22 protein-coding genes and 1 tRNA gene are annotated in these 26880 nt (G+C 71.3%); 16 read left to right on the top strand and 7 right to left on the bottom strand.

The genetic code is table 11. The annotated features are described in order from the left end of the window. From HCU73_RS14360 to HCU73_RS14375, 4 genes are all read left to right on the top strand, one after another. A complete protein-coding gene (locus tag HCU73_RS14360) occupies positions 1-606 on the top strand; it encodes a cysteine hydrolase family protein (protein WP_168624156.1) in 606 nt (201 codons plus the stop codon). Beyond that, positions 603-1472: an isocitrate lyase/PEP mutase family protein gene (locus HCU73_RS14365; protein ID WP_168624157.1), complete on the top strand. Its 870-nt coding sequence runs from the start codon at positions 603-605 to the stop codon at positions 1470-1472. Before HCU73_RS14360 ends, HCU73_RS14365 begins: the two co-directional genes overlap by 4 nt. Before the next feature lie 2 nt (positions 1473-1474). Beyond that, complete coding sequence (locus tag HCU73_RS14370; RefSeq protein ID WP_168624158.1) at positions 1475-2866, top strand: FAD-dependent oxidoreductase; 1392 nt, start codon at positions 1475-1477, stop codon at positions 2864-2866. 143 nt (positions 2867-3009) lie between these two features. After that, entirely contained in the window at positions 3010-5772 is a 2763-nt protein-coding gene (locus HCU73_RS14375; protein WP_168624159.1) for a S8 family serine peptidase, read from the top strand. 51 nt (positions 5773-5823) lie between these two features. Here HCU73_RS14375 and HCU73_RS14380 read toward each other — a convergent pair whose 3' ends face one another. After that, positions 5824-8961 (bottom strand): efflux RND transporter permease subunit, encoded by a 3138-nt coding sequence (locus HCU73_RS14380; protein ID WP_168624160.1) that lies wholly within the window; start codon positions 8959-8961, stop codon positions 5824-5826. 5 nt (positions 8962-8966) lie between these two features. Then, positions 8967-10109 carry an efflux RND transporter periplasmic adaptor subunit gene (locus HCU73_RS14385; protein WP_168624161.1) on the bottom strand — a complete coding sequence of 381 codons (1143 nt, stop codon included), beginning with the start codon at positions 10107-10109 and terminating at the stop codon, positions 8967-8969. Positions 10110-10321: 212 nt separating this feature from the next. Between HCU73_RS14385 and HCU73_RS14390 the strand changes: the two genes are divergently transcribed. Next, on the top strand, positions 10322-10957 hold the full coding sequence (locus HCU73_RS14390; RefSeq protein WP_168624162.1) for a TetR/AcrR family transcriptional regulator: 636 nt from the start codon (positions 10322-10324) through the stop codon (positions 10955-10957). A gap of 35 nt (positions 10958-10992) precedes the next feature. Here the strand turns inward: HCU73_RS14390 and HCU73_RS14395 are convergent, their stop codons facing one another. Next, positions 10993-12408: a M20 family metallopeptidase gene (locus HCU73_RS14395; protein WP_168624163.1), complete on the bottom strand. Its 1416-nt coding sequence runs from the start codon at positions 12406-12408 to the stop codon at positions 10993-10995. Positions 12409-12661: 253 nt separating this feature from the next. On the opposite strand from HCU73_RS14395, the gene HCU73_RS14400 reads away from it, so the two are divergent. The 5 genes from HCU73_RS14400 (at position 12662) to HCU73_RS14420 (ending at position 17842) form a co-directional block, all read left to right on the top strand. Further along, on the top strand, positions 12662-13501 hold the full coding sequence (locus HCU73_RS14400) for a CPBP family intramembrane glutamic endopeptidase (RefSeq protein WP_168624164.1): 840 nt from the start codon (positions 12662-12664) through the stop codon (positions 13499-13501). Continuing rightward, positions 13498-14688 carry a serine hydrolase domain-containing protein gene (locus tag HCU73_RS14405; RefSeq protein ID WP_168624165.1) on the top strand — a complete coding sequence of 397 codons (1191 nt, stop codon included), beginning with the start codon at positions 13498-13500 and terminating at the stop codon, positions 14686-14688. The genes HCU73_RS14400 and HCU73_RS14405 overlap by 4 nt, the downstream gene beginning before the upstream one ends. Beyond that, the gene (locus HCU73_RS14410) at positions 14685-15641 is read left to right on the top strand and encodes an alpha/beta fold hydrolase (RefSeq protein ID WP_168624166.1); all 957 of its coding nucleotides are present in this window, start codon (positions 14685-14687) and stop codon (positions 15639-15641) included. The genes HCU73_RS14405 and HCU73_RS14410 overlap by 4 nt, the downstream gene beginning before the upstream one ends. 11 nt (positions 15642-15652) lie before the next feature. Then, positions 15653-16669 carry a medium chain dehydrogenase/reductase family protein gene (locus HCU73_RS14415; protein WP_168624167.1) on the top strand — a complete coding sequence of 339 codons (1017 nt, stop codon included), beginning with the start codon at positions 15653-15655 and terminating at the stop codon, positions 16667-16669. Between the two features lie 93 nt (positions 16670-16762). Further along, positions 16763-17842, top strand: coding sequence for an alpha/beta fold hydrolase (locus HCU73_RS14420; protein ID WP_168624168.1), 1080 nt, complete (start codon positions 16763-16765; stop codon positions 17840-17842). Between the two features lie 204 nt (positions 17843-18046). On the opposite strand, the gene HCU73_RS14425 is transcribed toward HCU73_RS14420, so the two are convergent. Next, the gene (locus tag HCU73_RS14425) at positions 18047-18937 is read right to left on the bottom strand and encodes an AraC family transcriptional regulator (protein ID WP_168624169.1); all 891 of its coding nucleotides are present in this window, start codon (positions 18935-18937) and stop codon (positions 18047-18049) included. 156 nt (positions 18938-19093) lie between these two features. On the opposite strand from HCU73_RS14425, the gene HCU73_RS14430 reads away from it, so the two are divergent. Beyond that, the gene (locus HCU73_RS14430) at positions 19094-19963 is read left to right on the top strand and encodes an SDR family NAD(P)-dependent oxidoreductase (protein ID WP_168624170.1); all 870 of its coding nucleotides are present in this window, start codon (positions 19094-19096) and stop codon (positions 19961-19963) included. A gap of 18 nt (positions 19964-19981) precedes the next feature. Then, positions 19982-20794: an SDR family oxidoreductase gene (locus HCU73_RS14435; protein WP_168624171.1), complete on the top strand. Its 813-nt coding sequence runs from the start codon at positions 19982-19984 to the stop codon at positions 20792-20794. Positions 20795-20917: 123 nt separating this feature from the next. Here the strand turns inward: HCU73_RS14435 and HCU73_RS14440 are convergent. Then, a tRNA-Ser gene (locus tag HCU73_RS14440) sits at positions 20918-21007 on the bottom strand. Positions 21008-21185: 178 nt separating this feature from the next. Between HCU73_RS14440 and HCU73_RS14445 the strand changes: the two genes are divergently transcribed. The 4 genes from HCU73_RS14445 (at position 21186) to HCU73_RS14460 (ending at position 23455) form a co-directional block, all read left to right on the top strand. After that, a complete protein-coding gene (locus HCU73_RS14445; protein ID WP_168624172.1) occupies positions 21186-21611 on the top strand; it encodes a DUF2852 domain-containing protein in 426 nt (141 codons plus the stop codon). Positions 21612-21696: 85 nt separating this feature from the next. Next, positions 21697-22143: an RDD family protein gene (locus HCU73_RS14450; RefSeq protein ID WP_168624173.1), complete on the top strand. Its 447-nt coding sequence runs from the start codon at positions 21697-21699 to the stop codon at positions 22141-22143. 91 nt (positions 22144-22234) lie between these two features. Next, complete coding sequence (locus HCU73_RS14455; RefSeq protein WP_168624174.1) at positions 22235-23071, top strand: arginyltransferase; 837 nt, start codon at positions 22235-22237, stop codon at positions 23069-23071. Then, positions 23072-23455 carry a VOC family protein gene (locus HCU73_RS14460; protein ID WP_168624175.1) on the top strand — a complete coding sequence of 128 codons (384 nt, stop codon included), beginning with the start codon at positions 23072-23074 and terminating at the stop codon, positions 23453-23455. A gap of 68 nt (positions 23456-23523) precedes the next feature. Here the strand turns inward: HCU73_RS14460 and HCU73_RS14465 are convergent, their stop codons facing one another. After that, complete coding sequence (locus HCU73_RS14465) at positions 23524-25878, bottom strand: TRAP transporter large permease (RefSeq protein WP_168624176.1); 2355 nt, start codon at positions 25876-25878, stop codon at positions 23524-23526. 63 nt (positions 25879-25941) lie between these two features. After that, positions 25942-26853, bottom strand: a complete 912-nt coding sequence (locus tag HCU73_RS14470; protein WP_168624177.1) for a TRAP transporter small permease subunit — start codon at positions 26851-26853, stop codon at positions 25942-25944. Between the last annotated feature and the right edge of the window lie 27 nt (positions 26854-26880).

Below are 26880 nucleotides of genomic sequence, written 5' to 3' on the forward strand. Positions count from 1 at the left end.
ATGGACGACACGCTCGACCCTGCGCGCACAGCACTCCTGACCATCGACCTGCAGAACGATTTCCTGCACCCGGACGGCGCCTATGGCCGCGCCGGGCAGGGGTCGGACGCCATCGCCGCCCTGCCCGCCCGCATCCGCCCGCTGGCCGACGCGCTGCGGGCGAAGGGCGGAACCTACATCAGCGCGCAGTTCACGCTGGTCCCCGGCCCGGGCGGCGAACCCCTGATCGCGCCGCACCTCAAGAAACTGCGCCCCTTCCTCGGCAAGGGCGATTTCGCGCCCGGCGCCTTCGGCCACGACCTCGTCGACGCGCTGAAGCCCGCCGACTACACTGTGGAAAAGGTCGCCTATTCCGCCTTCTACCAGACGCGGCTGGAATACATCCTGCGCGCGCTGAACATCGACACGCTGATCGTGGGCGGCATCGTCACCAACGGCGGCGTCGCCTCGACGGTGCGCGACGCGCATCTGCGCAACATCCACACGGTGCTTTTGTCCGACGGCTGCGCGGCCTTCCGCCCCGAGGTGCACGAGGCGACGCTGGTCTCGCTCGGCTCGATCACGCCGGTGATGACCTGCGCCGAGGTGCTGGAGGGGCTGACATGAGCCTGCGCGCCCGCCTCGCCCGCGACGAGATCCTGGTTGCCCCCGGCGTCTACGACGGGCTGACCGCCGCGCTGGCCGAGCAGGCCGGGTTCGAGGCGCTGTACCTGTCGGGCGCCGCCGTCGCCTACACGCGCCTCGGCCGGCCCGACATCGGGCTGACGTCGGTATCCGAGATGGCAGACACCATGGCGCTGGTGCGCGACCGGGTGGGGCTGCCCGTCATCATCGACGCCGACACCGGCTTCGGCAACGCGCTGAACGCGCAGCGCACCATGCGGGTCTACGAGCGCGCGGGCGCCAGCGCCCTGCAGGTCGAGGACCAGACCTACCCCAAGCGCTGCGGCCACCTGTCGGACAAGTCGCTGATCCCCGCGGCCGAGATGGCCGGCAAGATCGCCGCGATGGCCGACGCCCGCGCCTCGGACGAGACGCTGATCATCGCGCGCACCGACGCCGTGGCGGTCGAGGGCTTCGAGGCGGCGCTCGACCGGGCCGAGGCCTATGTCGCGGCCGGCGCCGACGTGCTGTTCATCGAGGCGTTGCGGTCGGAGGCGGAGCTGTCCGCCGCCGCCGCCCGGTTCCGCGGGCGCATCCCGCTGCTGGCGAACATGGTCGAGGGCGGCGCGACACCCTTGCGCAGCGCCGCGGACCTCGAGGCGCTGGGTTTCTCCATCGTGATCTTCCCGGGCGGCATCGTCCGCGCGCTGGCCCGCAGCGCCGAGGACTACTACCGGAGCCTCCGCGCCGAGGGCAGCAACCGCCCCTTCGCCGACCGCATGTTCGACTTCGACGGGCTGAACGCGCGGATCGGCACCGCCGAGATGCTGGCGCTCGGCAAGCGCTACGACGGCGAGCCGAGGGGCTGAGCATGCCCGTCGCACCGACCCCGCCCGGGGGCTTTGACCTCCATGTCCCGATCCTGATCATCGGCGCCGGCGCCTGCGGCCTGATCGCGGCGCTGGCGGCCACGGACGAGGGCGGCGAGGTGCTGGTGGTCGAGGCCGATCCGCTGCCCGCGGGCTCGACCGCGCTGTCGGCCGGCCTGATCCCGGCCGCCGGCACCCGGTTCCAGGCCGCGGCGGGCATCGACGACGACCCGGCCCGCTTCGCCGCCGACATCCAGAACAAGGCCAAGGGGGAAAACCCGCCCGAGCTGGTCGAGACGCTGGCCACAGGCGCGGGCCCCGCCATCGAGTGGCTGGCCGACCGCCACGGCCTGCCCTTCTCGCTGGTCGAGGATTTCGACTACCCCGGCCATTCCCGCCGCCGGATGCACGGGCTGCCCAGCCGTGCGGGCCGCGAGCTGATCGACCGGCTCCGCGCCGCCTGCGAGGCGCGCGGCCTCGACATCGTCTGCAACCGCCGCGCGGTGACGCTGTTCCGCGACGGCGACCGCATCACCGGGGTGGAGCTGCAGGGGCCAGACGGCCCCGAGCGGATCGGCTGCGACGCGCTTGTGCTGGCCTGCAACGGCTATGGCGGCAACCGCGAGATGGTGGCGCGCCACATGCCCGCCATCGCCGGCGCGCTCTGGTTCGGCCATGACGGCAACCGCGGCGACGCCGTGACGTGGGGCGAGGCGCTGGGGGCGCGCACCCTGCACCTCGGCGCCTACCAGGGGCACGGCAACGTCGCCCACCCGCAGGGCGTCCTGATCAGCTGGGCGGTGATCACCGCGGGCGGCGTGCAGGTGAACCTGCACGGCGCGCGGTTCTGGGACGAAAGCCAGGGCTATTCCGAGGCCGCCCGCGCGGTCATGGCCCAGCCCGAGGGCATCGCCTGGACCATCTTCGACGACCGCATCGCCGCCATCGCGCGGCAGTTCCAGGACTTCAAAGACGCCGAGGCCATCGGCGCGATCCGGGGCGCGGACAGCGTGGCGGACCTCGCCCGCGTCACCGGACTGCCCGAGGCGGCACTGACGGCGACGCTCGCCGCCCTGCCCCGCGACGGCACCGACGCCTTCGGCCGCCGCTTCTCCGGCCCGCCGCTTGCCCCGCCCTACCGCGCGGTGCGGGTCACGGGGGCCCTGTTCCACACCCAGGGCGGGCTCGACGTGACGGCGCAGGCGCGGGTGCGGCGGCAGGACGGCGGCGCCCTGCCCAACCTCTTCGCCGCGGGCGGCGCGGCGGTGGGCGTGTCGGGCACGGGCGACAGCGGCTACCTGTCGGGCAACGGCCTCCTCTCGGCGGTGGTATTGGGCCGCATCGCGGGGCAGCAGGCGGCGCGCGAGGCGCGGACGGAACCGGCGCGTCCCTGACCGGCGGGGGCTTGGCCGGCCGGACGCCCGGCATCGCCCCGCGCGCTGCCGACGATCTTCTTGCTCCGAATCCGGTTTGAAGTCTTAATGCCTGCGTAATGGACCGGCCGGTCGTTCGGCTATTCGTGACGAGGATTCCTGACGTGTCGTTTGCCTCAAACCCGCTTTATTCCCTCCAGTGGCATTTCAACCTGATCGGCGACATCGAGGCCGTCTGGGCGGACTACAGCGGATACGGCGTCGTGGTCGCCGTCTATGACGACGGGGTGGAACAGACCCACGCGGACCTCGACGGCAACTACGACGAGAGCCTCGAACTGCCCTACGACGACGGGGATCCGAACAGCCAGTTCGATGGACACGGCACCGCCTGCGCCGGCATCATCGCGGCGGAGAACAACGGCGAGGGCGGCATCGGCGTCGCCTGGGGCGCCACGATCACCAGCGTCGATTTCCTCGAGGACGTGCAGGTCGGGCCGTACCTGCTGCAGTCCTTCTACGACATGGCGAACTACGACATCGTCAGCAATTCCTGGGGCACATACGGCTTCAGCTCGTCCGTCGACATCAGCAACCCCGGCTGGGCACAGGACGAGGCGATTGCCGTGGGCATTGCGGTGGCCACGGGCCGGGGCGGTCTCGGGACCATCATCGTCAAGGCCGCCGGCAACGATGCCCTCACGGACAACCCGAGTGCCCAGAACGATCACCTCAACGTGCCGCACGAGGTGATCTCGGTCGCCGCGACCGACATCAACGGCGACACGATGAATTACTCCAACTGGGGCGTGAACCTGCTGATCGCGGCACCGGCGGCCTCGGTCACCACCGACCTCACCGGCAGCGCCGGCTACGATCCCGGCGACTACACGGACAGCTTCGGCGGCACCTCGGCCGCGACCCCGGTGGTGTCGGGCGTGATCGCCCTGATGCTCGAGGCCAACCCCGACCTCGGCTGGCGCGACGTGCAGCAGATCCTCGCCATGTCGGCAAGCCACACCGGCTCGGCCTTCGGCTCGGGCGCGGCCGGGTTCGAAGACGGCGCCTGGTTTTCCAACGGCGCCGGCACCTGGAACGGCGGCGGGCTGACCTACCACATCAATTACGGCTACGGCATGATCGACGCCCTGGCCGCCGTGCGCCTCGCCGAGGTCTGGAGCATCATCCACGGGCCGGCCCAGACCACCGCCAACATGGATTTCTACCTGGAGGAGTTCGCATCCAGCACGGTGTCGCTGGCCCTGAACGATTTCAGCACGATCACGCACACGCTGAACGTCACGACGGACATCGACATCGAATACCTCTACGTCCAGGTGGACCTGACCCACAACTATTCGGGCGCCCTGACCATCGTGCTGGTCGCGCCGGACGGCACCGAGTTCGAGTTGATGGACGGCAATGGCGCCGGCGCGACATTCAACGGCTACACCTTCGGGGTGGCCGCCGCGCTGGGCATGTCCTCGCTGGGGCAATGGACGCTGAGCATCACCGACACCGACGGGTTCGGGGACTTCGGGACGCTGACCGGCTTCACGCTGGCCTTCAATGGCGAGACGCCCGACAACAACGACGTCTACACCTTCACCGACGACTACGTGACCTACGCCGCGTTCGAGGCCGCCCGCGGCTCCATCGCGGACCTCAACGGCGGCGTCGACTGGCTGAACTTCGCGGCGGTGACCACGGGTGTGTTCGTCGATCTGGTCGACAGCTTCGCGTTCGGCGGCTCGGGCCCCGTGGCGATCGCCGGCGTCTTCGAGAACGTCGCGACGGGCGACGGCAACGACACGATCCATGGGAACAGCCTCGGCAACATGATCCTCCTGGGCCGCGGCGACGACTACGTCGAAGGCCTGGAGGGCAACGACACGATCGACGGGGGAGCCGGAAATGACACCCTGATTGACGGCACAGGCGACGACAGCGTCTATGGCGGCGCAGGGGATGACGTTCTCTACAACACGTCAGGCAGCGACACCTATGACGGCGGTGACGGTTTCGACACGATGTTCGTGGATGTCTCGAGTGTCGCCGCTGGAACCTACATCCTCGAGGTGAACTTCGTCACCGGCTACATCGGGCGTCTCGGCAACCCGATCCTTTCCGACACCATAGTCAATATTGAAGCGCTCGACTTCATTGGATCGGTGAACGTCGTCATGACCGGTGATGCGAACGACAACTGGGTTCGCACGGGCAGTGGCCATGACTCGATCCGGAGCGGTGCCGGCGACGATACGGTCCATGGCGGTGCCGGGAGCGACACCATCTGGGGCGAGGCCGGTAACGACTTGCTGGAGGGCGGCGACGGCAACGACGTGCTGCACGGCCAGCGCGGTGAGGATCACCTGATCGGCGGAAGCGGGCGCGATTGGCTGTTCGGCTACGCCGAGGACGACCGGCTTGAGGGGGGCGATGACGGCGATCGTCTCTACGGCATGCCCGGCCACGATTGGCTCGACGGTGGCGACGGGCGGGACTGGCTGTTCGGGAACGGCGGACGGGACACCATCCATGGCGGCGGCGACAACGACCAGGTCTACGGCCTGGCGGGCCACGACGTGCTGTTTGGCGACGCGGGCAACGACCGGGTCTTCGGCGGCGGCGGCAACGATACGCTCGACGGCGGTGCGGGCAACGACACCCTGACCGGGGATATCGGCGCCGATGTGTTCGTCTTCGGCGAAGGTCTCGACGTGATCACCGACTTCAAGAACGACGTGGACGAGATCCACCTCGACGATGCGATGTGGGGCGGCGGGCTGACGGTCGCGCAGGTCATCTCGGCCTTCGGGTCGGTGGTGGGCGGCAACACCGTGCTGGACTTCGGCGGGGGCAACACGCTGACCATCAACGGGCTCACCAACACCAGCCTGCTGCTGGACGACATCGTCATCGTCTGACGCAGACCGACCCCGCGCGGCGGCGGACCCTGACCGCAGGGGGGCCGCCGGTCATTCCCCCGCGAGGCGCAGGGCCGGCAGGGCCACGTCGATCCCTGGACGGGCGTCCTCGGCCGGCGCGACATCGGCAAGGCGGCGGCGCGGGAGGGTCAGGGCGAAGAGCTGCGGCGTCATCGCGAAGGCGAGCGTCACCGACAGCGCCACGCCGCCGGCCACCGCCATCGCGAAGGGCGGCCAGAACCCGCCCCCGCCCAGGATCAGCGGCAGGAAGCCCCCCACCGTCGTCACCGTGGTCGAGGTGATGTGCCGCGCCGAACCCGCGACCACGTCGACCATCGCGGCCCGGTTCCCGGCGCTGGCGCGGGCGTCCTCCTGCAGGCCCGACAGCACGATCAGCGCCGCGTTGATCGACACGCCGACGGAGCCGATCACGCCGATGATGGCGTTGATCCCGAAGGGGTAGCCGAACACCGCCAGCGCCAGGATCGACAGCCCGGCCGACAGGCCCGCGACCGCAAAGGCGATCAGGGTCAGGCGGAACGAGTTGAAGGTCATCACCACCACCGCGATCGACAGGGTCACGATCAGGCCGAGCGGCGCCACCAGCGCGCGCACGGTGCTGTCGCGGGCGTCGCTGTCGCCGCCGGTCTCGAGCCGGATGCCGGGGGGCGGGGCGTAGCCCGCGGCCTGCATCCGCGCCGTCGCCTCGGCCAGCGCCTCGGCCGGCAGGACGCCGGGCAGGAGATGGGCCTGAACGGTGTTCACGCGTTCGCCGTTGCGGCGGGTGATGGTGCTTTGCGCGGGTTCCAGCCGCAGCGTCCCGAGGGACGAGAGCGGCACGGCGGGGAACCGGCCCGACGCCGCCACCTGCGCCGCGCCGGGCGGAAGGATCGGCATGTCGCCGATGGCCACCGCGTCGCCGCGCAGCCCGGCGCCCAGCCGCACCCGGACCGGCAGTTCCTCGGTGCCCTCCAGCAGCGAGCCGCCGGTGACCCCCTCCAGCCCCGCCTCCATCTGCCGGGCGATCTGGCCGAGGTCGAGCCCGAGCAGCCGCGCCCGCGCCTCGTCGACCTCGAGCGTCAGCTGCGGCGCGCCGCCCGCGACCTCGCTGCGCACCGTCACCACCGTGGAGACGCCGGCGAGGATCGCGCGCAGCTCGTCACCCGCGCGGCGCAGCGCGTCGATGTCCTGGCCGACCAGCCGCAGCTCCACCGGCGCGTTGACCGGCGGGCCCTGGGTCAGCCCGCGGAGGACAAGGCGGGCGTGGGCGAAGGCGGGCGGAAGCTCGGCCTGAAGCTCGTCCAGCAGGCGGGCGGTGGCCTCGGGCGAGGCGGTGCGGATCAGCGCCTGGGCAAAGGCCGGGGCCTGCTCCCGGTCGCCGACCATGTTGTAGTAGAAGGCCGGGGCCGAGCGGCCGACGACCCAGGCCACGTCGCGGATGTCGTCTTCCCCGGCCAGCCGGGCGTCGACCGCGCGGACCACGCGCAGCGTCTCGGCGATGCCGGTGCCGGGGGGCAGGTCCAGCTCGATGTGGAACTGGTCCCGGTCCACGCCCGGAAAGAACTGCGGCGTCAGCGTGGGCAGCGACAGGAAGCCCAGGACCGGCAGCGCCAGCGCCAGCATCACGCTGCGCAGCGGGTGCGCCATCGACAGCGCCAGCGCCGCCCGGAAGCCCCGCATAACAACCCCGTCCCGCGCGGCCGCGCCGGTGCCCTGCCGCAACCAGTGCCCGGCAAGGGCGGGGGTGATCGTCACCGCCACGGCAAAGGACCAGGCCAGCATCACGATCACCGCCACCGCGATCGCGCCCACGAAATCGCCCGCCGGCCCCGGCAGCAGCAGGAGCGGCAGGAAGGACAGGACGGTCGTCACCGTCGAGGCGGCCAGCGGCAGGGCGAGGCGGCGCACCGCGTCGGCGACCGCCTGCAACCGCGCCAGCCCCGCGGCCAGGCGCTTGCCCACCTCGTCGGTCATCACGATGGCCGCGTCCACCAGCAGCCCCAGCGCCACGATCAGGCCGGTCACGCTCATCTGGTGGATCGGCACCGCCAGCGCGTTCAGCGTGGCCAGCGACGCGAGCGACACCACCGGCAGCACCATCGCCACGATCAGCGCCGACCGCCAGCCCAGCGTCACGAACAGCACCGCCACCACCAGCGCGACGCCGATGACCATGTTCAGCCCGACCTCGGCGAGGCGCGCGACGGTGTAGCGGCTCTGGTCGAACACCGTCTCGACCGACAGACCCCAGGGCAGGCCGCGCGCCTGCTCGGCGACGGCGGCCGCGACGTCGCCCATCCAGCGGTCGACCTGCAGCCCCTCGCTCAACCGGGCCGAGACCAGGATCGCCGGGCGGCCCTGGTACATCGCCGCCTCGGCCAGCGGCAGGCGCGGGCCGCGCGTCACCTCGGCCACGTCGCCCAGAAGCGTGACGCGGCCGGCGGCGTCCTCGCGCAGCACCACGGCGCGCAGCCGGTCGAGCGAGGTGATCTCGCCGGTGATGCCCAGCACGAGGTCGGTCTCGTCGCCGCGCAGGCGGCCGGCCTGCACCTTGGCGTCCGCCGCGCGGATGGCGGCCGAGACCTCGTCGGCGGTCAGGCCCAGCGCGGCGGCGCGGTCGGGGTGGAGCGTGACGAGGATCTCCTCCTCGGGCAGCCCGTGCAGGTCGACGAGGCTGGTGCCGGGCACGCGGCGGATGCGGTCGGCCAGCGCCTCGGCCTCGCGGCCCGCCCGCGCGAGGTTGAAGCCCTCGGGCATGGTCAGGGCGAAGATCGCGGCGTAGCCCCCTGCCCCGTCGCTGTCGAAGTCCGGGTCCAGCACGCCGTCGGGAAAGGCGCGCCGGGCGTCCTCCACCGCGTCGCGGACCTGCGCCCAGACCTGTTCGATGGTCTCGGGCGCCAGCGTCTCGATCAGCTCCACGCTGACGACCGAGATGGCGGTGGCCGAGGTCGAGGTGATCTCGGCGATCTCGGGGATGGTCCGCAGCTCCTCCTCGATCCTGGCGGTCACGAGCGCCTCGACGCGGGCCGGGTCGGCGCCGGGAAAGACCGTGGTGACGGTGGCGAAGATGTTGGTGATGGTCGGGTCCTCCTGCCGGCCGATCGAGACCAGCGAGGACAGGCCGGCGGACAGGATGACGAGCAGCGCCAGCACCACGAGGCGGGGACGGCGGAAGAACAGGGTGTCCATCGCGCCTACTCCAGCGCGCGCACGGGCTGGCCCGGCGCCACCCGGTCGGGCGCCTCGGCCACCAGCCGGGCGCCGGGGGGCAGCGCGCCGCGCAGGAACACCCGGGCGCCGTCGCTGTGGATGACCTCTACGGCGGCGGGCCGCGCCCGGTCGCCGTCGGGCGTCGCCTCGACGGCCATCACCGACCACGACCCCCGCGCGCCCTCGCGCAGCGCCGACAGCGGCGCCCAGAAGCCCGGGTCCGCGACCGCCTGCGCCAGCCGCAGCGCGACCGTGTCGCCCAGCACCGGCGCCGCGCCCCCGGGCAGGTCCAGCACCACCGACCGGCTGCGCGTGCCGGGGTCGAGGTCGGGCCGGATCTGCCGGATGGTCGCGTCCCGCAGCGTGCCGCCCGCCTCGACCGCCACGACATCCCCCACCGACAGCGTGGCCGCAAGCTCGGGCGGCAAGCCCACCCGTACCTGCGGCGGGGCCGCGTCGAACAGCACCAGCACGGTCTGGCCCGCGCCCACCGTCTGCCCCGGGTCGGCCAGCCGCGCCCCGACGCGGGCCGCGAAGGGCGCGGTCAGCACCGATTTCCGCAGCTGCACGTCGACGCCCGCGATGCGCGCGCCCAGCGCCGCCATGCCGGCCTCGGCCCGGGCCAGCGCCAGCCGCGCGTCGTCGAGCGCCGCGACCGACCGCACGCCCCGGTCGGCCAGCGCGTCGTTGCGCGCCAGCGTCAGCCGGGCCAGCTCGGCGTCGGCGGCAAGGCCCGCCAGCTCGGCCTCCAGCGCCGCGCGCTCGGGGATCAGGGCGCTGGTGTCGAGCCGCGCCAGCACCGCGCCCGCCGCGACGACATCGCCCTCCTCCACCAGGATCTCCGTCAGCCGCCCGCCCAGCTCGAAGCCGAGATCGGTGCGCGCCGCCGCCTCCACCGTGCCGGTGAAGCGCCGCGTGACCGTGTAGCCCGGGGCAAGGTCGACCGTCATCACCGCGACCGGCGTCGGGGGCGCCGCGTCCCGGGCCAGCGCCCCGGCCTCGAAGGCGAGCACGGAATAGCCCGCGACCACCGCCGCCGCGGCGCCCGCCCCCACCAGCAACGTGCCGGCCAGCGTGAGGATGCGGCGCAGGGGCCCGCGTGGCCCAGGGGTCGTCGTGCCGGTCATGGAGGCTCCCTCCGCGTGCCAAGTTAGATGCACTTACATATGTTAGTGTCACTCACTTTGGCAAGGGGGTTTGACAGGGGGGCACGTGATCGGCCGTGGGCCACGGCAGGTCGGCCCCGCCGGCGCGCCGGCCTTGTTCCCCCATGTGAGAGTTGTTAACTTTCGCCGGAGCGGGCGAAGACCCCGCGTCCCAACCGCAAGGCCCGACCGCCATGGCAGGTCCCGTCGTCGATCCCCCCGCCGCCTCCGCCGTGACGCCCAAGGCCGGCTATCACCACGGCGACCTGCGCGCGCAGCTGATCGCGGCGGTGGCCGAGCTGGTGGAAAGCCACGGGCCGGACGGGTTCTCGGTGGCCGAGGCGGCCCGGCGGGCGGGCGTCAGTTCGGCCGCGCCCTACAAGCATTTCAAGGACCGGCACGAGATCCTGCGCGGGGTGGTCGCCGAGGCGATGGACCGCCTGCACGCCGCGATGGAGGCCGGCGCGGCCGCGCATCCGCGGGGCTCGCTCGAGGCGATCGCGGCGGTCGGGCTGGCCTATGTCGACTTTGCCCGCACGGGGCCCGGCGTGTTCCGGCTGGTCTTCGGCCTGACCGAAGGGCACGAGGACGACCCCGACCTGATGGCCAAGGGCGACCAGTGCTTCGGCGTGGTCCAGCAGGCGGTGGCCGACTGCCTGCGGCTGTCGCCCGCCGACCCGGAGGTGGAGCGCCGCGCCTACATGCTGTGGTCCTTCGTGCACGGGCACTCGTTCCTGACCATCGACATGAAGCACAAGGTCGCCAGCACCGGGACCGACGACTGGACCTACCTGATGGCGGTGGCCGAGGCGATCCTGCGGCGGCCATAGGCCCGGGATCGCCCCGGGCCGGATCAGCCCCGCGGCTAAGGGCGCGGCACCAGCGGCGGGGGGTGGTCGGCGGGCATCGGGCAGACATAGGGCGTGACGGCGAGGCGGGCCTTGTGCTCGGCTTGCGCCTCGGCCAGCCGGGCGGGGTCGCTGAGCAGGATCTGCGCGACCCGTCCCATCGCCTTGGCGGCGTGCACCATGCCCTTGTGCGCCGCGCCCGACTGGCCCTGCGCGGTCATCTGCCAGCTGTGGAGCGGCGTGCCGATGGCCGCCGTGGCGACCAGCACCTCGGTCGTCGGCACCTTCCACGTCACGTCGCCCACGTCGGTCGACCCGATCAGCACCTCGCCCCCGGGGCGCATCGGCACCACCCAGTCGCACAGCACCGCGTCCGACGGGGGCTGGTTCACCACCGACCATTCGGCGGCGATGTCGGAAGGCGAGAGCGTCGCGCGGATCCGCGCGGCATAGGCGCGGTCGGCGTCGTCGAAGGGCACGCCGCCCAGCTCGTCCAGCGCCTCTTGCATGATCTTGTCCATGGTCAGGTTCTCGAAATGGTTCGAGACGGCGGCGAACATCTTCGCCTCGACCGTGGTTTCGGTCATCAGGGCGGCGCCCTCGGCCACCTTCTTCACCCGTTCCACCAGCGCCAGCATCTCGTGCAGCTTGAGCGCCCGGATCGAGTAGCGCACCGAGGCGCGGGCCTGCACCACGTTCGGCGCCTTGCCGCCCGCGTCGAGGTAGGCGTAGTGGATGCGGGCATCCTGCGGCATGTGCTCGCGCAGGTAGTTCACGCCGACCGACATGAGCTCCACGGCATCGAGCGCCGAGCGCCCGAGATGCGGCTGGGCCGCGGCATGGGCGGCGCGGCCGGAAAAGTGGAAATCCATCCGCGTGTTGGCCAGCGACAAGGGGTCGTCCACGCGGGTCATGCCGCCCGGATGCCATGTCACGGCGGCGTCCACGTCGTCGAAGGCGCCGTCGCGCACCATGAAGGCCTTGGCCGCGCCGCCCTCCTCGGCCGGGCAGCCGTAGTAGCGCACGCGGCCCGGCGTGCCGGTCGCCTCGAGCCAATCCTTGACCGCGCAGGCGGCGAGCAGCGCGCCCGAACCCAGCAGGTTGTGCCCGCAGCCATGCCCCGGCCCGCCCGCCTCCAGCTCCTGCGGGTGGTCGAGGCCCGCGACCTGGCTCAGCCCCGGCAGCGCGTCGTATTCCCCGAGGATCGCGATGACCGGCCCGCCCTGCCCCGCCTCGCCCATCACGGCGGTGGGGATGCCGGCGACGGCCTCGGTCACGCGGAACCCCTTGGCCTGCAGCATTGCGGTGTGTTCAGCGCAGGACCGGAATTCACCGTAGAGCGTTTCGGGCATGGTCCAGACCCGGTCGGCCAGCCCGACCAGGTCGTCGCGGTGGCGGTCCACCAGCTCGGGGATGCCGGATGTGTTCTGCATGTCGTGGGTCCTTTGCGTCAGCCAGCGGCCGGCCCGCCGGCCCAGGCGGACCCGCTGCCCGGCGGCCCGGGTCGGCCCGTCATAGCCGATCCCTGCGCCCCGGGGGAGGGCCCCCGCGCCTGCCCGGCGCCCGCCCGTGGGTCGGGGGCGGCGAACCGGCAGGCCGGGCCGCGTCGATTGATCCCGATCAGGGCGGGCCCCGCCCGGAGCGCGTAGCGTTGCCGCGAGTCATGCAGAAAGCGACGGGGTTCCAATGGCAGTTTCCTCCCCTTTTCCTGACGATCCGGTCGGACCGGGCGGTCTTGCCGCCTTCTTCGCCGTCACCTTCGCCATCACCTGGGCCATCATCGGGAGCTACGTGCTCTGGCCCGAGGCGATGACCGCCCGCTTCGGCGAGATCAGCGGCGCGCACCCGTTCTTCTTCCTCGCGACCTGGGCGCCGGCCATCGCCGCCTTTGCGGTGGTGCTGCTCTGGGGCGGGGTAGCGGGTCTGCGCGGGTTCCTGTCGCGGCTGCTCCTGTGGCGGTGCCCGGCGCCGTGGTGGGCCTTCATCCTGGCGGGGATACCGCTGGTGTTCATGGCCGGGTCGCTGATCAAGGGCGGCCCGCTGCTGGCGCCGCTGCCGCCCGAGGGGGCCGGGCCGGTCGTGATGCTGATGCTCATGATGCTGGTCCTCGGGCCGATCGAGGAATTCGGCTGGCGCGGCGTCGCGCAGCCGATCCTGCAGCGCCACGTCGCGCCGATCTGGGCGGGGGCGATCATCGGCACGGCCTGGGGCCTGTGGCACATGCCGGCCTTCTACCTCGCCGGCGTCGTGTTCGCGGAGTGGAGCTTCCTGCCCTTCTTCCTCGGCAACATCGTGCTGGCGATCCTGGTGACGCCGATCTTCAACGCCGCGCGCGGCAGCCTGGCGCTGCCGATGCTGTTCCACTGGCAGCTGATCAACCCGTTCTGGCCCGACGCGCAGCCCTGGGACACCTGGATCCTGATCGCGGTCGCGGTGGTCGTGGTCTGGTGGACCCGCGACTTGATGTTCCGCCGCGAGGGCGCGGTGACCGAGGTGATCCCCGGCCACGGGGGGGCGCAGCCATGATCCGCCGGCTGGTGAGGGGCGCGGCCCTCGGCGTCGCGCTGGGGCTGGGCGGGGCGGCGGCGGCGCAGGCGCAGGCGCCGGAGGCCGCGCTCGGCGATCTGCTGGGGGCGTTCCAGGCCCGCTACGGCTTTCCCGGGGCCACCGCCGCCATCGCGCTGCCGACCGGCGAAATCGTGACCGCCGCGACCGGGCTTGCCGATGTCGAGGCCGGCACGCCGATGCGGCCCGACACGCGGATGCTGGCCGCGAGCATCGGCAAGACCTTCGTCGCGGCCACGGTCCTGTCGGCGGTGGCCGAGGGCCGGATCGCCGAGGCCGACCTGCTGGCCGACCACCTGGGCGACCGGCCGTGGTTCGACCGGCTGCCCAACGCGGGCGGGATCACCGTCGGGCAGCTCCTGCGCCACGCCGCGGGCCTGCCCGACCACGTGCACATGGACAGCTTCGCGGCCGAGATGTCCCGCCGCCTGGCCACGGGCGGGGACGCCCTGCCGCCCGAGGGCGCCATCGCCTTCGTGCTCGACGCGGCGCCCCTGTTCCCGCCGGGCGAGGGCTGGGCCTACACCGACACGGGCTACCTGCTCCTGGGGCTGGTGATCGAGGCGGCGCTGGGCGGGGCCTACGACGACGCCGTGACCGCGCGGTTTCTCGTGCCCCTCGGCCTGACCGGGACGGTGCCGTCGAACACCCGGGTCATCCCGGGCCTCGCCGTGGGCTACACGGTGCCGGGCAACCCGTTCGGGATGCCGCCCCGCACGATGGACGCCGACGGCGCGCTGGTCTGGGACCCGGCGATGGAGGGCACCGGCGGCGGGCTCGCCTCGACCTCGCGCGACCTGGCGGCCTGGGGGCAGGCGCTGTTCACCGGGCAGGCGATGGCCGCGCCCTATCTCGACCGGCTGCTCGACGGCGTGCCGGTGTCGCCCGACGCGCCCGACATCCGCTATGGCGCGGGCGTGGCGATCTATGCCGACACGCCCCGCGGCCCGGTCTACGGCCATGGCGGCTGGATCCCCGGCTATGTCTCCAGCCTGCGCCACTACGCCGACCCCGGGGTGACGGTGGCCTTCCAGCTCAACACCGACGCCGGCGTGGTGGACGACAGCAGCGACCTCGTGCCCGCGCTGGAGGCCGCGCTGGCGGATCTCGCCATCGCCATGGCGCAGGCGGCCGGGGCCGGGCGATGACCGCGCGGCGGACCGTCCTGATGGCGCTGGGCGGCGCGGCGCTGGCGGGGGCGGGCCATGCCACGGGCGCCTTCCGCGCGACGCGCGCGCAGGCCGAGCGGCTGGGGCACGGCCGGTCCAGCGTCATCGACACCCGCGCGGGCGCGCTGGAATACGCCGTCGCGGGGCACGGCCCGCCGGTGATGATGATCCACGGCACCGGCGGCGGCTACGACCAGGGGTTGCTGTTCGCGGCAAGGCTCCGCGACCGCGGCTTCGGGATCGTCGCGCCGTCGCGCTTCGGCTACCTGCGCAGCGCCTTTCCCGACGACGCCTCGCCGGTGCACCAGGCCGACACGCTGGTCGAGCTGCTCGACCATCTGGGCATCGACCGGCTGCCGGTGCTGGGCGGCTCGGCGGGGGCGCTGACGGCGGCCGAGTTCGCCCTGCGCCACCCCGACCGGTGTTCGCACCTCGGCCTGCTGGTGCCCGCGGCGAACCTCACCGGCCGCGACCCGGTGGCCTTCACCGCGGCGCAGCGCCTGGCCGTCGGCGCGGTGCTGGGGTCGGATGCCGTCTTCTGGGCGCTGGCGCGGCTGGCGCCGGGGCTGATGCTCCGCACGCTGCTGGCGACCGACCCGGCCCTGCTGGAGACGGTATCGCCCGAGGAACGGGCGCGGGCGCAGGCGATCCTCGACCAGATCCTGCCCGTCAGCCGCAAGGCCGACGGGCTGCGCACCGACGCGGCCTGGGCCGGCGCGCCCTCGCCCACCGCCCATGACCGCATCGCGGTGCCGACGCTGATCCTGTCCTGCGAGGACGACCTGTTCGGCACCGCCGAGACCGCCCGCCTGCTGGCCGCGCGCATCCCCGGCGCCGAGTTGACCATCTACCCAACCGGCGGGCACATCTGGCTCGGCCATGACACCGAGGTCGCGGACCGCATCGCGGCCTTCCTGCGCACAGCCCCATAGGAGACCCCGAGATGCCCTTTCCCCAAGTCGTCCTCACCGCCTTCGGCGGACCCGACAAGCTGGACCTGCGCAGCGTCGACACCCTGCCCGAGCCCCGGCCGGGCGAGGTGCGGGTGCGGGTGCACGTCACCAGCGCCGCCTTCACCGACGTGATGATCCGCAAGGGGATGTACCCGGACGTGAAGGAGAAGCCGCCCTTCGTGCCGGGCTACGACATGGTCGGCATCGTCGATGCGCTGGGGCCGGGCGTGACGGGCTGGTCCGTCGGCGACCGGGTGGCCGACCTCACCACCATCGGCGCCTATTCCGGCTACATCTGCCTGCCCGCCGACCGTCTGACCGCCGTGCCCGAGGGCGTGGCGGACGAGGACGCGCTGGCCATGATCCTGTCGGCGGTCACGCCCTACCAGATGCTGCACCGCGTGGCGCGGGCGCGGGCGGGCCAGAGCCTGCTGATCCACGGCGCCGGCGGCGCGGTGGGCACGGCGATGCTGCAGCTGGCGCGGGCGGCGGGGATCACCGCCGTCGGCACCGACATCGCGGCCAAGCACGACCTGATCCGCAGCCTGGGCGCCACGCCCGTCGACGCCGACGCGCCCGACCCCGAGGCGGCGATCCGCGCGGCGGTGGGCGACGGCGTCGACGTGGTCTTCGACCCGCTTGGTGGCGAAAGCCTGTCGCGGTCGCTCCACGCGCTGAAGCCCGGCGGGATGCTGGTGGCCTTCGGGTTCCAGAACGAAGTGCTGGGCCGCGGCGGGTCGATCCCGCTGGATTTCGTGAAGCTGAAGCTCTGGGACTGGCTGCCGAACGGGCACGCCACGGCCTTCTACTCCATCGGCGCGATGCGGCGGCGGCACCCCGAGTGGTTCCGCGAGGATCTGGCCGCGCTCTTCACGATGCTGGCCGAGGGCCGGTTCGACCCCGCGGTGGCCGAGGTGATGCCCCTGTCCGAGGTCCGCCGCGCCCATGAACGGGTCGAGGCGGGCACGGTGCCCGGCAAACTGGTCCTGCGGGTGACCGACGCATGAGCCGGCACCCGGCGGCACCCCCCTCGCCTGACGGCACCGCGCCCGGCGCGACGGGGGGCCGGCCGCGCGCGGCCGGGGTCTGAGGTGCGGATCATGGGCATCGGCCTGATCGGTCTCGTGCTGGCGCTGGCCTTTGGCCTCGGCTGGCTCCGGGCCGTCAGCCCGGGCCGGCCCGCCCCCCTGCGCGACGCGGGCGGCGAGGTCATTCCCGGCAGCATCTCCGAGCGCGTGACCGTCGAGATCGGCGGCATCCCGCAAGGCATGATCATCCAGAGCGCCGACCCCGCGAACCCGGTGCTCCTGTTCCTGCACGGCGGCCCCGGCATGGTCGAGTTCTTCATGGAGGAGAACTACCCCACCGGCCTGTCCGATCATTTCACCATGGTCTGGTGGGAACAGCGCGGCGCGGGCATGTCGTTTTCCCCCGATATCCCGCCCGAGACGATGACGCTGGAGCGGATGATCGCGGACACCATCGAGGTCGCGGACTACCTGCGCGCCCGCTTCGGGCAGGACCGGATCTTGCTGCTGGGGCATTCCTGGGGTGCCTACCTCGGCATCCAGGTCGCGGCCGCCGCGCCCGACCGGTTCCTCGCCTATGTCGGGATGGCGCAGATCGCGCACCAGATCCGGTCCGAGATCATGGCCCGCGCGCGGATGATCGAGCTTTACCGCGCCCGCGGCGACGACGCGATGGTGCGACGGCTGGAGGCGGCCGAGGTCAGCCTGGAGGCGGGCACCTCGCCCGCCTGGATGCGCCTGCGCGACGCCGCCATGCACCGGATCGGCGCGGGCCACATGCGCGACATGCGGTCGGTCGTCACCGGCATCTTCCTGCCCATGTGGCGGGTGCGGGCCTACACGCTGGCGGAAAAGGTGAACATCTGGCGCGGCAAGCTCTGGTCGCGGCCGTTCTTCTGGGACGCCCTGCTGCGCGACGACCTCGCCGCGCGGCTGACGAGGTTCGACGTGCCGGTGCATTTCTTCGTCGGCGCCCATGACCTGACCGCCAACCCGGACCTGTCGCGGGCCTATTTCGACGTGATCGCGGCGCCCGAGACGGGGTTTCACCTGTTCGGGACTTCCGCGCACAGCCCGCTGTTCGAGGAACCCGGCCGCGCCGTCCCGCTCCTCCGCCAGATCGCGGCGGCCGCGATGGCCCCCCCGCCCTGACGGCGGCGCGCCGGGCGTGCCGGCGGACGTCGGCGCAGTCTGCCTTGCGGAACCGGGGGATGGGGTCGGTGGCGGAGGGGACGGGACCGCGATCCGACGTTCTCCACCCTGTCGCACGCGGTTTTCATGTTCTGGATGCGATCTGGGCTGGCGATCGGCACAAGAAGCGACCGTCATCCAGACCGAAATGCCGGCGACGGACGCCTAGTCTGCCGCCTGGAGGACGCGGTCCTCTCTTGGAGGGAGGCCGAACTTTCGGGCGTATTCCCGCGAGAACTGGGCGGAGCTTTCGTACCCGACCCCAAAGGCGATCTCGGACACCTTTGCGTTCGAGCTGCGCAAGGCCTCCCGCGCACGCAGGAGGCGGAGATCCTTCTGGTATTGCAGCGGCGAGGTTCCCGTGACCGCCCGGAAGTGTTCGAAGAACGCCGAACTGCTCATGCCCGCCCGCTCCGCGAGGGCGCCGACCACGAGGGGGCGGGCGAGGTCGGTCTGGATCTCGCGCGTGGCCGCGAAGATGCGGCTGGCCGTCGTTTCATGCCAGAGCAGCTTGCGCAACGGGTCGGCATGGGGGCCGAGGAGGAGCCGGGCATGGATCTCCCGCGCCGTGATCGGCGCGAGCAGGCGGCGCGCCGCCTGGCTGTCGCTGTGCCGCAGATGGCGCAGGAGCGCGTCCTCCATCTCCAGGTCGGTCGGGCAGAGCGTGATCGAGAACGGGTCCGTCCGGCTCGCGCCCTGGGCCGGTGCCACGTCGGCGGCCATCCCGCGCAGCAGGTCGAGGTCGATCGGGAAGACCAGCGCGACATAGGGGCGGTCCGGCGCCGCCTCGGTGATGCGCGAGACGACCGGCAGGGCGTGGCTGACGACGAGGGATTGCCCGTCGGCGACGCGCACGGTCTTGTGGCTCGTGCCCACCTCCTTGGCGCCCTGCAGCACGAGGCAGAGGAGCGGGCGGTAGACCGTGGCGTCCTGTGCGGTGGGCGCGGTGTGCCGCAGGAGATGCAGGCCGCTGGGGCGATGGGCAAGCGCGCCCTGGGCCGGTCCGTCCCGGTCGAGCAAGGCCGAGACATGCTGCAAGAGGGTTGTGCGGATCATGGCTGTCTCCCCGGAGGTCGTGTAGCACAGCGCCGCCAGTTTCTTGCAGGAAATTTGCCTCGGCTGGAGGATCAGGCAAGTCATCCGGTCAATCGGGAAAGAATGGCCGTCATCGCCGTATTAGGTTCGACCGGACCGCATACGAGGAGGACGATCATGGCGAAGGTGTTCATCACGGGGATCGCGGGCGGCTTCGGCAGGCCCACCGCGCTGGCGCTGCTGGACCGCGGGCACGCGGTCGCGGGCAGCGTGCGCAGGCGCGGGGGGCGGAGCGCCGAGACGGTCGCCGAACTGGAGGCCGCCGGCGCAGGGATCGTCGAGATGGACGTGACCGACACCGCCAGCACCGAGGCGGGCGTGGCCGAGGCCATCGCGTTGCTCGGTGGTCTCGACGTCCTGTTCAACAACGCCGGGATCGGGTCCTACGGGATCCAGGAGCTGATGTCGCCGGAGGACATGGGTCGCGTCTTCGACGTGAACGTGACGGGCGTGCAGCGGGTGATGCGCGCCGCCCTGCCCCATCTGCGGGCGCAGGGGCGCGGCACGGTCCTCTACACCTCCAGCCTGATCGGCCGGATCGCCACGCCCTTCTACGGCACATACTCGGCGTCGAAATGGGCGCTCGAGGCGATCGTGGAATGCTACCGGACGGAGCTGTCGGGCTTCGGCATCGAATCCTGCATCATCGAGCCAGGCGCGATGCCGACGGCCTTCTTCGACGGCATGGTCGCGCCGGACGATCCCCACCGCGAGGCCGGCTACGGCCCCTTTGCGCAGGTGCCGGCCATGTCGGCGTCCGGCCTTGCGCAGCTGCTGGACGCGACACCTGCCCAGCGGCCCGAGCGGATCGCCGAGGCGGTGGTGGCCCTCCTGGACATGCCGCACGGCCGGAAACCCTTCCGCACGGTCGTCGACCACACGGGCGTCGGCCCCCAGATCGAGCGCTACAACGACGTGCTGCACGACGTGACGCGCACCGTCCTGAGCAAGTTCGGCATCGCGCAGATGCTCGACCTGAACGCCTGAATGCCCAAGGAGAGAGACATGCAGACCATCCTGATTACCGGCGCCTCCTCCGGCATCGGCAAGGCCACCGCCCTGCGCTTTCAGGCCGAGGGCTGGACCGTCATCGCCACGATGCGCGACCCGTCCGCCGGGGGCGACCTGGCGGCGCGCGACAACGTCCATATCACGCGGCTCGACGTGACCGACGCGGGCTCCATCGCCGCCGCCGTGGCCGACGGGCTGTCCCGGTTCGGCCGGATCGATGCGCTCCTGAACAATGCCGGATACGGCGCCTACGGCCCGCTCAAGGCCTTCTCGGCCGAGCGCATCCGGCGCCAGTTCGACACCAACGTGATCGGCCTTCTGGAGGTGACGAAGGCCGTTCTGCCGCACATGCGCGCCAACCGCTCCGGCACCATCGTCAACATCTCGTCGATCGGCGGGCAGATCACCTTTCCGCTCGGGACGCTCTACCACGGCACCAAGTTCGCCGTCGAAGGCCTGTCCGAGGCGCTGCACTACGAGCTGGAGCCCCTCGGGATCCGGGTGCGGATCGTGGAACCCGGCATGATCCGCACCGACTTCGGCGGTCGGTCCTTCGACTTCGCGATGGATGAAACGCTCCCGGATTACGCCCCGACCGCCGAGGCCATGGGGCGGCTGTTCGGCAAGCTGGCCGCGGCGCCCTCCGAGCCCGAGGTCGTCGCCGAGGTGATCTGGCAGGCCGTCAACGAAACCGGGGACCGCCTGCGCTTCCGCGCGGGCGCCGATGCACAGGCTTTGCTCGAGGACCGGAAGGCCAAGGATGACGCGGCCTTCATCGGTGGCATCAAGGACATGATGGGGCGCTGACGTCAGCCTCCTCGGCCATCACAGATCGGGCCTGGCGAGCCGGGAGGGTCAGCGCCCGGATTGAACGGCCCGCTGTCCACGTCGAGCAGGTCGTGAAGGGGGGGCGATCCGGGTCGCGAAAGGTGGCGGACAGTGAGGGATTCGAACCCTCGAGACGGTTTCCCGCCTACACACTTTCCAGGCGTGCGCCTTCGACCACTCGGCCAACTGTCCGTGCCGGGCGGGATAGCCCAAGCGCCGCCGGCGACGCAAGCCCCAAGCCACCGGTCCCCCTGCATGTAAAGCAGATTCACTTTTTTCGCCGGCACCCCCTTGCGGGCCCGGCGGGCGCGTCCATATGCGTGAATGTGATTAACATTTACATTCTGTCCCGACCCGAAAGGAGACACCGATGACCGCAACCGTTCCCGCCGCCGGACCCGCCATGGAAGCCCGCGGCTGGCTGGCACGCGCCGAGGCCTGGCTCGACGATCGCGGCAAGCCCGCCTGGATCGCCGCCATGGTGCTTGCCTTCATCCTGTTCTGGCCGCTCGGCCTCGCAATTCTCGCCTACCTGATCTGGAGTAAACGCATGTTCAACGGATCCTGCTCGTCCCGCCGTCACGCCCGCATGGGGCACACCGCGCTCCGCTCCTCCGGCAACAGCGCCTTCGACGCCTACAAGGCCGACACGCTGCGCCGCCTCGAGGAAGAACAGGAGGCCTTCGAGGCCTTCCTGCAGCGCCTGCGCGACGCCAAGGACAAGGCCGAGTTCGACCAGTTCATGGACGACCGCGCCCGCTCCCGGAAGGCCGACGCCGACCCCGCCGAGGCGTGATCCCCCCGCGCCCCGGCCCCGCGGCCCCCGGTTGTCCCCCCGGGGGCCGCACCCTTTCCCCTTCCCGAATCTCGCGAGACGCGCCATGACCGCCGCCATGATCCACGGCCTGCCCGACCCCGACTACGACCGCGCCTTCTACGACGGCGTCCCGGCCAAGCGCCTGTTCGCCTGGCTGGTGGACGTGGTGATCACGGTGGTGATCACCTTCCTGCTGGGCCTGTTCACCCTGTCGCTGCTGTGGTGGGTCTGGCCGGTCACCTTCGTCGTGGCGAGTTTCCTGTACCGCGCCGGCACCATCGCGGCGGGCTCGGCCACGCTGGGGATGCGGCTGATGAACCTGGAGCTGCGCGGCCCCACCGGCCATCGGCTGACCCCGGGCGAGGCGGTGCTGCACACGCTGGGCTATATGGTGGCGACGGGCTTCGTGATCGTGCAGCTGGTCTCGATCTGGATGATGGCCTTCGGCCGCCGCCACCAGGGCCTGCACGACCTCGTGCTCGGCTCGGTCGCGATCAACCGCCCGCGCTGAGCCGGGCACGAAAAAACCAGTTGCCGGGCGGGGCATGGCTGGTGCAGGCTCGGCCCGTTCCCAGACGGACGGCCCCGGCCGCACCAACGCCATGCGCCATACGCTTCCCATCGCGCCGCAATTCTACGTGACGGCCCCGCAGAGCTGCCCCTACCTCGACGGGCGGCGCGAACGGAAACTGTTCACCGCGCTGCAGGGCGAGCAGGCGGAAAAGCTGAACAACGCGCTCAGCAAGCAGGGCTTCCGCCGGTCGCAGAACGTGCTCTACCGGCCGTCCTGCACCGACTGCGCGGCCTGCCTGTCGGCGCGGATCCGGGTGGCCGACTTCACCCCGCGCAAGCGCCACCGCCGCATCCTCAAGCGCAACGCCGCGCTGGCCCGCACGGCGCGGTCCGCCTGGGCGACCGAGGCGCAGTACGAGCTGTTCCGCCGCTACCTCGACGCGCGCCACGCCGATGGCGGCATGGCCGACATGGACGTGTTCGAATTCGCCGCGATGATCGAGGAAACCCCGGTGCGCACCCGGGTGGTGGAATACCGCGACGAATCCGCCGCCGGCCCGGGCGAGGAGGCGCCGCTGACCGCGGTGTGCCTGACCGACATCCTCGATGACGGGCTGAGCCTGGTCTACTCGTTCTTCGACCCCGCCCGCACCGCCGACAGCCTGGGCAGCTACGTCATCCTCGACCATGTCGAGCTGGCGCGCGAGGCGGGTCTGCCCTACGTCTACCTCGGCTACTGGGTGCCGGGCTCGCCCAAGATGGGCTACAAGGCCCGCTTCCCGGCGCTCGAGGTCTATGTCGGCGGGCGCTGGCAGGATCTCGGCGATCCCCATGCCTATTCCAACCAGCAGCACCCCCTGTCGGTCGACCCGATCGCGCAGCAGGTGGCCCAGATCAGCCTGCCGGACCTGCGCGCGGACGCCTGAGTGCTGTCCCTCGTCACCCTGATCGTGCCGGACTACGAGGCCGGGCTGCGGTTCTTCGTGGACGGGCTCGGCTGGACCTGCACCGCCGACGAGGACGAGGGCCGCAAGCGCTGGGTCACCGTGGCGCCGCCGGGCGGCGGCACCGGGCTGGTGCTGTCCCGGCCGACCAGCGACGCCCAGCACGCGGCGCTGGGGGCGCAGGCGGGCGACCGGGTGGGGTTCTTCCTGACGACCGACGACTTCGCCCGCGACGCCGCCCGCATCGCGGCGGCCGGCGGCCGGTTCCTCGAGGCGCCGCGGCACGAGCCCTACGGCACCGTCGCCCAGTGGCGCGACCCCTGGGGCAACCTGTGGGACCTGCTGCAGCCCGCCGCCGCCCGCTGACGCCACCCCCCGGAACGCGACAGGGGGGCCGAAGCCCCCCTGCACTGTCCTTGCGATGCGCGGCCGCCCTAGTTCAGCAGGTCGGGCAGGATCGTGACGATGCCCGGGAAGAAGTAGAGCAGCACGAGGCACAGCACCTGGATGCCGACGAAGGGCAGCACCCCGCGGTAGATGTGGCCGGTGGTCACCGTCTTGGGTGCCACGCCGCGCAGGTAGAACAGCGCAAAGCCGAAGGGCGGGGTCAGGAACGAGGTCTGCAGGTTGATCGCGATCATGATCGTCACCCAGGCCGGGTCGAGCGTGCCGCCGTAGATCACGGGGCCGACGATCGGGATCACGATGTAGATGATCTCGAGGAAGTCGAGCACGAAGCCGAGGATGAACAGGATCGCCATCACGACGAAGAACACCACCAGCTCGTTGTCGAAGCTGCGCAGGAACTGCTGGATGTGGTGCTCGCCGCCGAAGGAGATCAGCACGAGGTTCAGGAGCTGCGAGCCGATCAGGATGGTGAACACCATCGACGTCACCTTGGCCGTCTCGCGGACCACCGGGCTCAGGATGTTGGACCGGAACAGGACCCAGCAGCTGTAGAGCAGGCCGAAGAAGGCGAAGTGATAGGCGATCTGGGTGATGACATAGGCCACCCAGTCCTGGAACGGCACTTCGGCGCGGGTGATCCGCAGGTCGAAGTTGACGCCGAACAGGATCATGATGACCAGCGCGAAGGACGACCAGATCACGATCTTGGACTTGCCGTTCTCGTCCTTCAGCTTGCGGTAGGCGGCCAGCATGATCGCGCCGGCCGCGCCCAGCGCCGCGGCGGGCGTCGGGTTGGTGATGCCGCCGAGGATCGAGCCCAGCACCGCCACGATCAGCACGAGCGGCGGGAACACCACGCGCAGGAGCTCGTTGCGGGACAGCCGGATCATCGCCTCGCGGCAGCCGTAGAGGGTCAGCGCGAAGGGGATGGCGAGGATCAGGAACTCGTTGCCCGAGCTGGTGCCGGGGCCGACGAAGAGCACGTCGGCCAGCAGCGCCAGCACGACCCCGATGCCGCCCACGATCAGCGGGACGGGCGTGGCCGAGGGCGAGCTGCCGCGGGCGAGGATCAGCACGAGCGCCAGCAGGCCGAACACCGCGATCACGCCCGAGCCGATCGGCGGCGCGTTGGCGATGGCCTGCTCCAGCGCGACGGCGCGCTCTTCCTCGGTCAGCTGGACCACGGCACCGGTGTCGCCGGCCGCCGCGTTGGACGCGCGCAGCGCGACCGACTCGTCCCACAGCTCCTGCCCGTGCAGCTCGATCATGGCCGCCTGGCAGGTCGGGGAGACGTTGGTCCGCAGCGCCGGCTGTTCCGACTGCTCGGCGTAGTCCGAGACGGTGATGTTCTGCGCCCCGACAAGGCCCGTGCTGCCGCCGATGACGATGGCCAGCACCAGCACGACCGGCGCGGCCAGATACCAGGTCAGCGCCTCGTTGCGGGTCACGGGCTCGCCGCTGATGGTGCCGTCGACCTGCACCGGCGGGGCGCTGGAGGGCCGCAGCAGGGCGAAGCCGAAGGCGTAGAGACCGTAGAGCAGCGCCAGGAACAGGCCCGGCAGCAGCGCCGCCTGGAACAGCGTGCCCACCGACAGCACGGCCGGCTTGCCCAGGTAGGTCAGAGCGTCCGAGCACCCGGCCAGCTGCGCGCGGGTTTCCTGCCCGGTGGCGTAGAGGTCACCGACCAGCGTGCCGAGCAGAACGATCACGATCGAGGGCGGGATGATCTGCCCCAGCGTGCCCGAGGCCGCGATCACGCCCGTGGCAAGCTCGGGCGAATAGTTGTTGCGCAGCATGGTGGGCAGGGCGAGCAGGCCCATGGTCACCACGGTGGCGCCGACGATGCCGGTCGAGGCGGCGAGGAAGGCGCCCACGATCACGATCGACACGGCCAGGCCGCCGGGCAGCGGCCCGAACACGCGGGCCATGGTGGTCAGCAGGTCCTCGGCGATCTTGGACCGCTCCAGCACGATGCCCATCATCACGAACATCAGCACCGCGAGCAGGGTCTCGATCGACTGGCCGGCGATGACGCGCTCGTTCATCCGGTTGACGATGAAGGAGATGTTGCGCTCCATCGCCATTTCCCAGCCACCCGGGAACAGCGGCACCTCGACGGTGGGCAGGTCGGGGTATCGGAACACGGATATGCTGTCGCGGATCACGCCTTCGGCCAGCAGGGCCGCGTATTCCGCCGACGAGGTGTCGATGGACTGGTGGATCAGCAGCCCCGCGCTGTCGAGCGCGGCGATGATGGCGAAGGAGATGACGCCGGCCCCGGCGATGGCGAAGGCGACCGGAAAGCCGGTCATGATCCCCGCGAAGAGGGTCAGGAAGACGATGATCAGACCGATCTCGACCCCGTCCAATCCGAAAAGCATGCTCTCAGGTCCCTATTGCTTGCGTGCGGCGCGGCGCATGTCGTGGTGTCGGTTGTTCGCGGATCAGCTGGAGCCGCTGTGAAGCGCGTGCTCGATGTCCTCGGCCTCGTCGCCGGTCTTGTCGCGGTCGAGGTACTTGCCCTCGCTCGCCTCGCCCTCGCGCCACTCCAGATAGGAGCGCCAGAAGAAGGCCATCGCGTGCAGGAACACGAGCGCGCAGAACAGGACGATCAGCACCTTGAACAGGAAGTAGGCGTTGAAGCCGTTGGGGCTGAAGCCGATGGTCTCGACGTTCCAGCGGAAAATGCGGGCCTGCGCCAGCATCCGGTCCAGCTCGGAGGTCGAGGTGATGGTGGGCGTCATCAGGTGGCGCCACATGAAGAACCACGCATAGAGGTATGTGATGACGATGGCCGGCATCATGAAGATGAGCGAGCCGACCATGTCGATCATGCGCTTGGTGCGGAACTTGACCGCGGAATAGACGAGGTCGACGCGGACATGGCCGCCCTGCACGAAGGTGTAGGTCACGCACAGGCAGACGACGATGGCGTTCCAGAACTTGAGCCCCTCGGCCCACCAGCTCAGGTCCTGCGTCAGCGCGGTGCCGAACGGCCCGAGCTGGATCTCCGCGACGCGGAAGATGCGCTGCAGGAACACGATGATGACCTGGATCAGCACCATCAGCAGGCCCGCCCAGGCGGCGGTGCGCCCGACGGCGTTGGCGAAGGTCTCGAGGATGCGGACGCCCCACCACAGGATCTCACGGTTCCAGGCCATGCCCAGCACCGTGATGATCAGGAAGGTGGTGAAGACGACGAAGAACAGCTCGACCGAGGCGCCGTAGTAGATGAACCGCATCACGGCCTCGGGGTTGGACCAGTCGAGCCAGGCCCCCGGATTGGTGATCGCCGTGAACAGGTAGTAGGGCGCAAGTGCGATGTTATGCAGCACCCACAGGATGAAGTCGATCATGCGGTGGTCCCCCGGCACGCAGGCCCC

It is taken from the genome of Roseicyclus persicicus (assembly GCF_012395815.1).
In the GTDB taxonomy this organism is placed as follows: domain Bacteria; phylum Pseudomonadota; class Alphaproteobacteria; order Rhodobacterales; family Rhodobacteraceae; genus Roseicyclus; species Roseicyclus persicicus.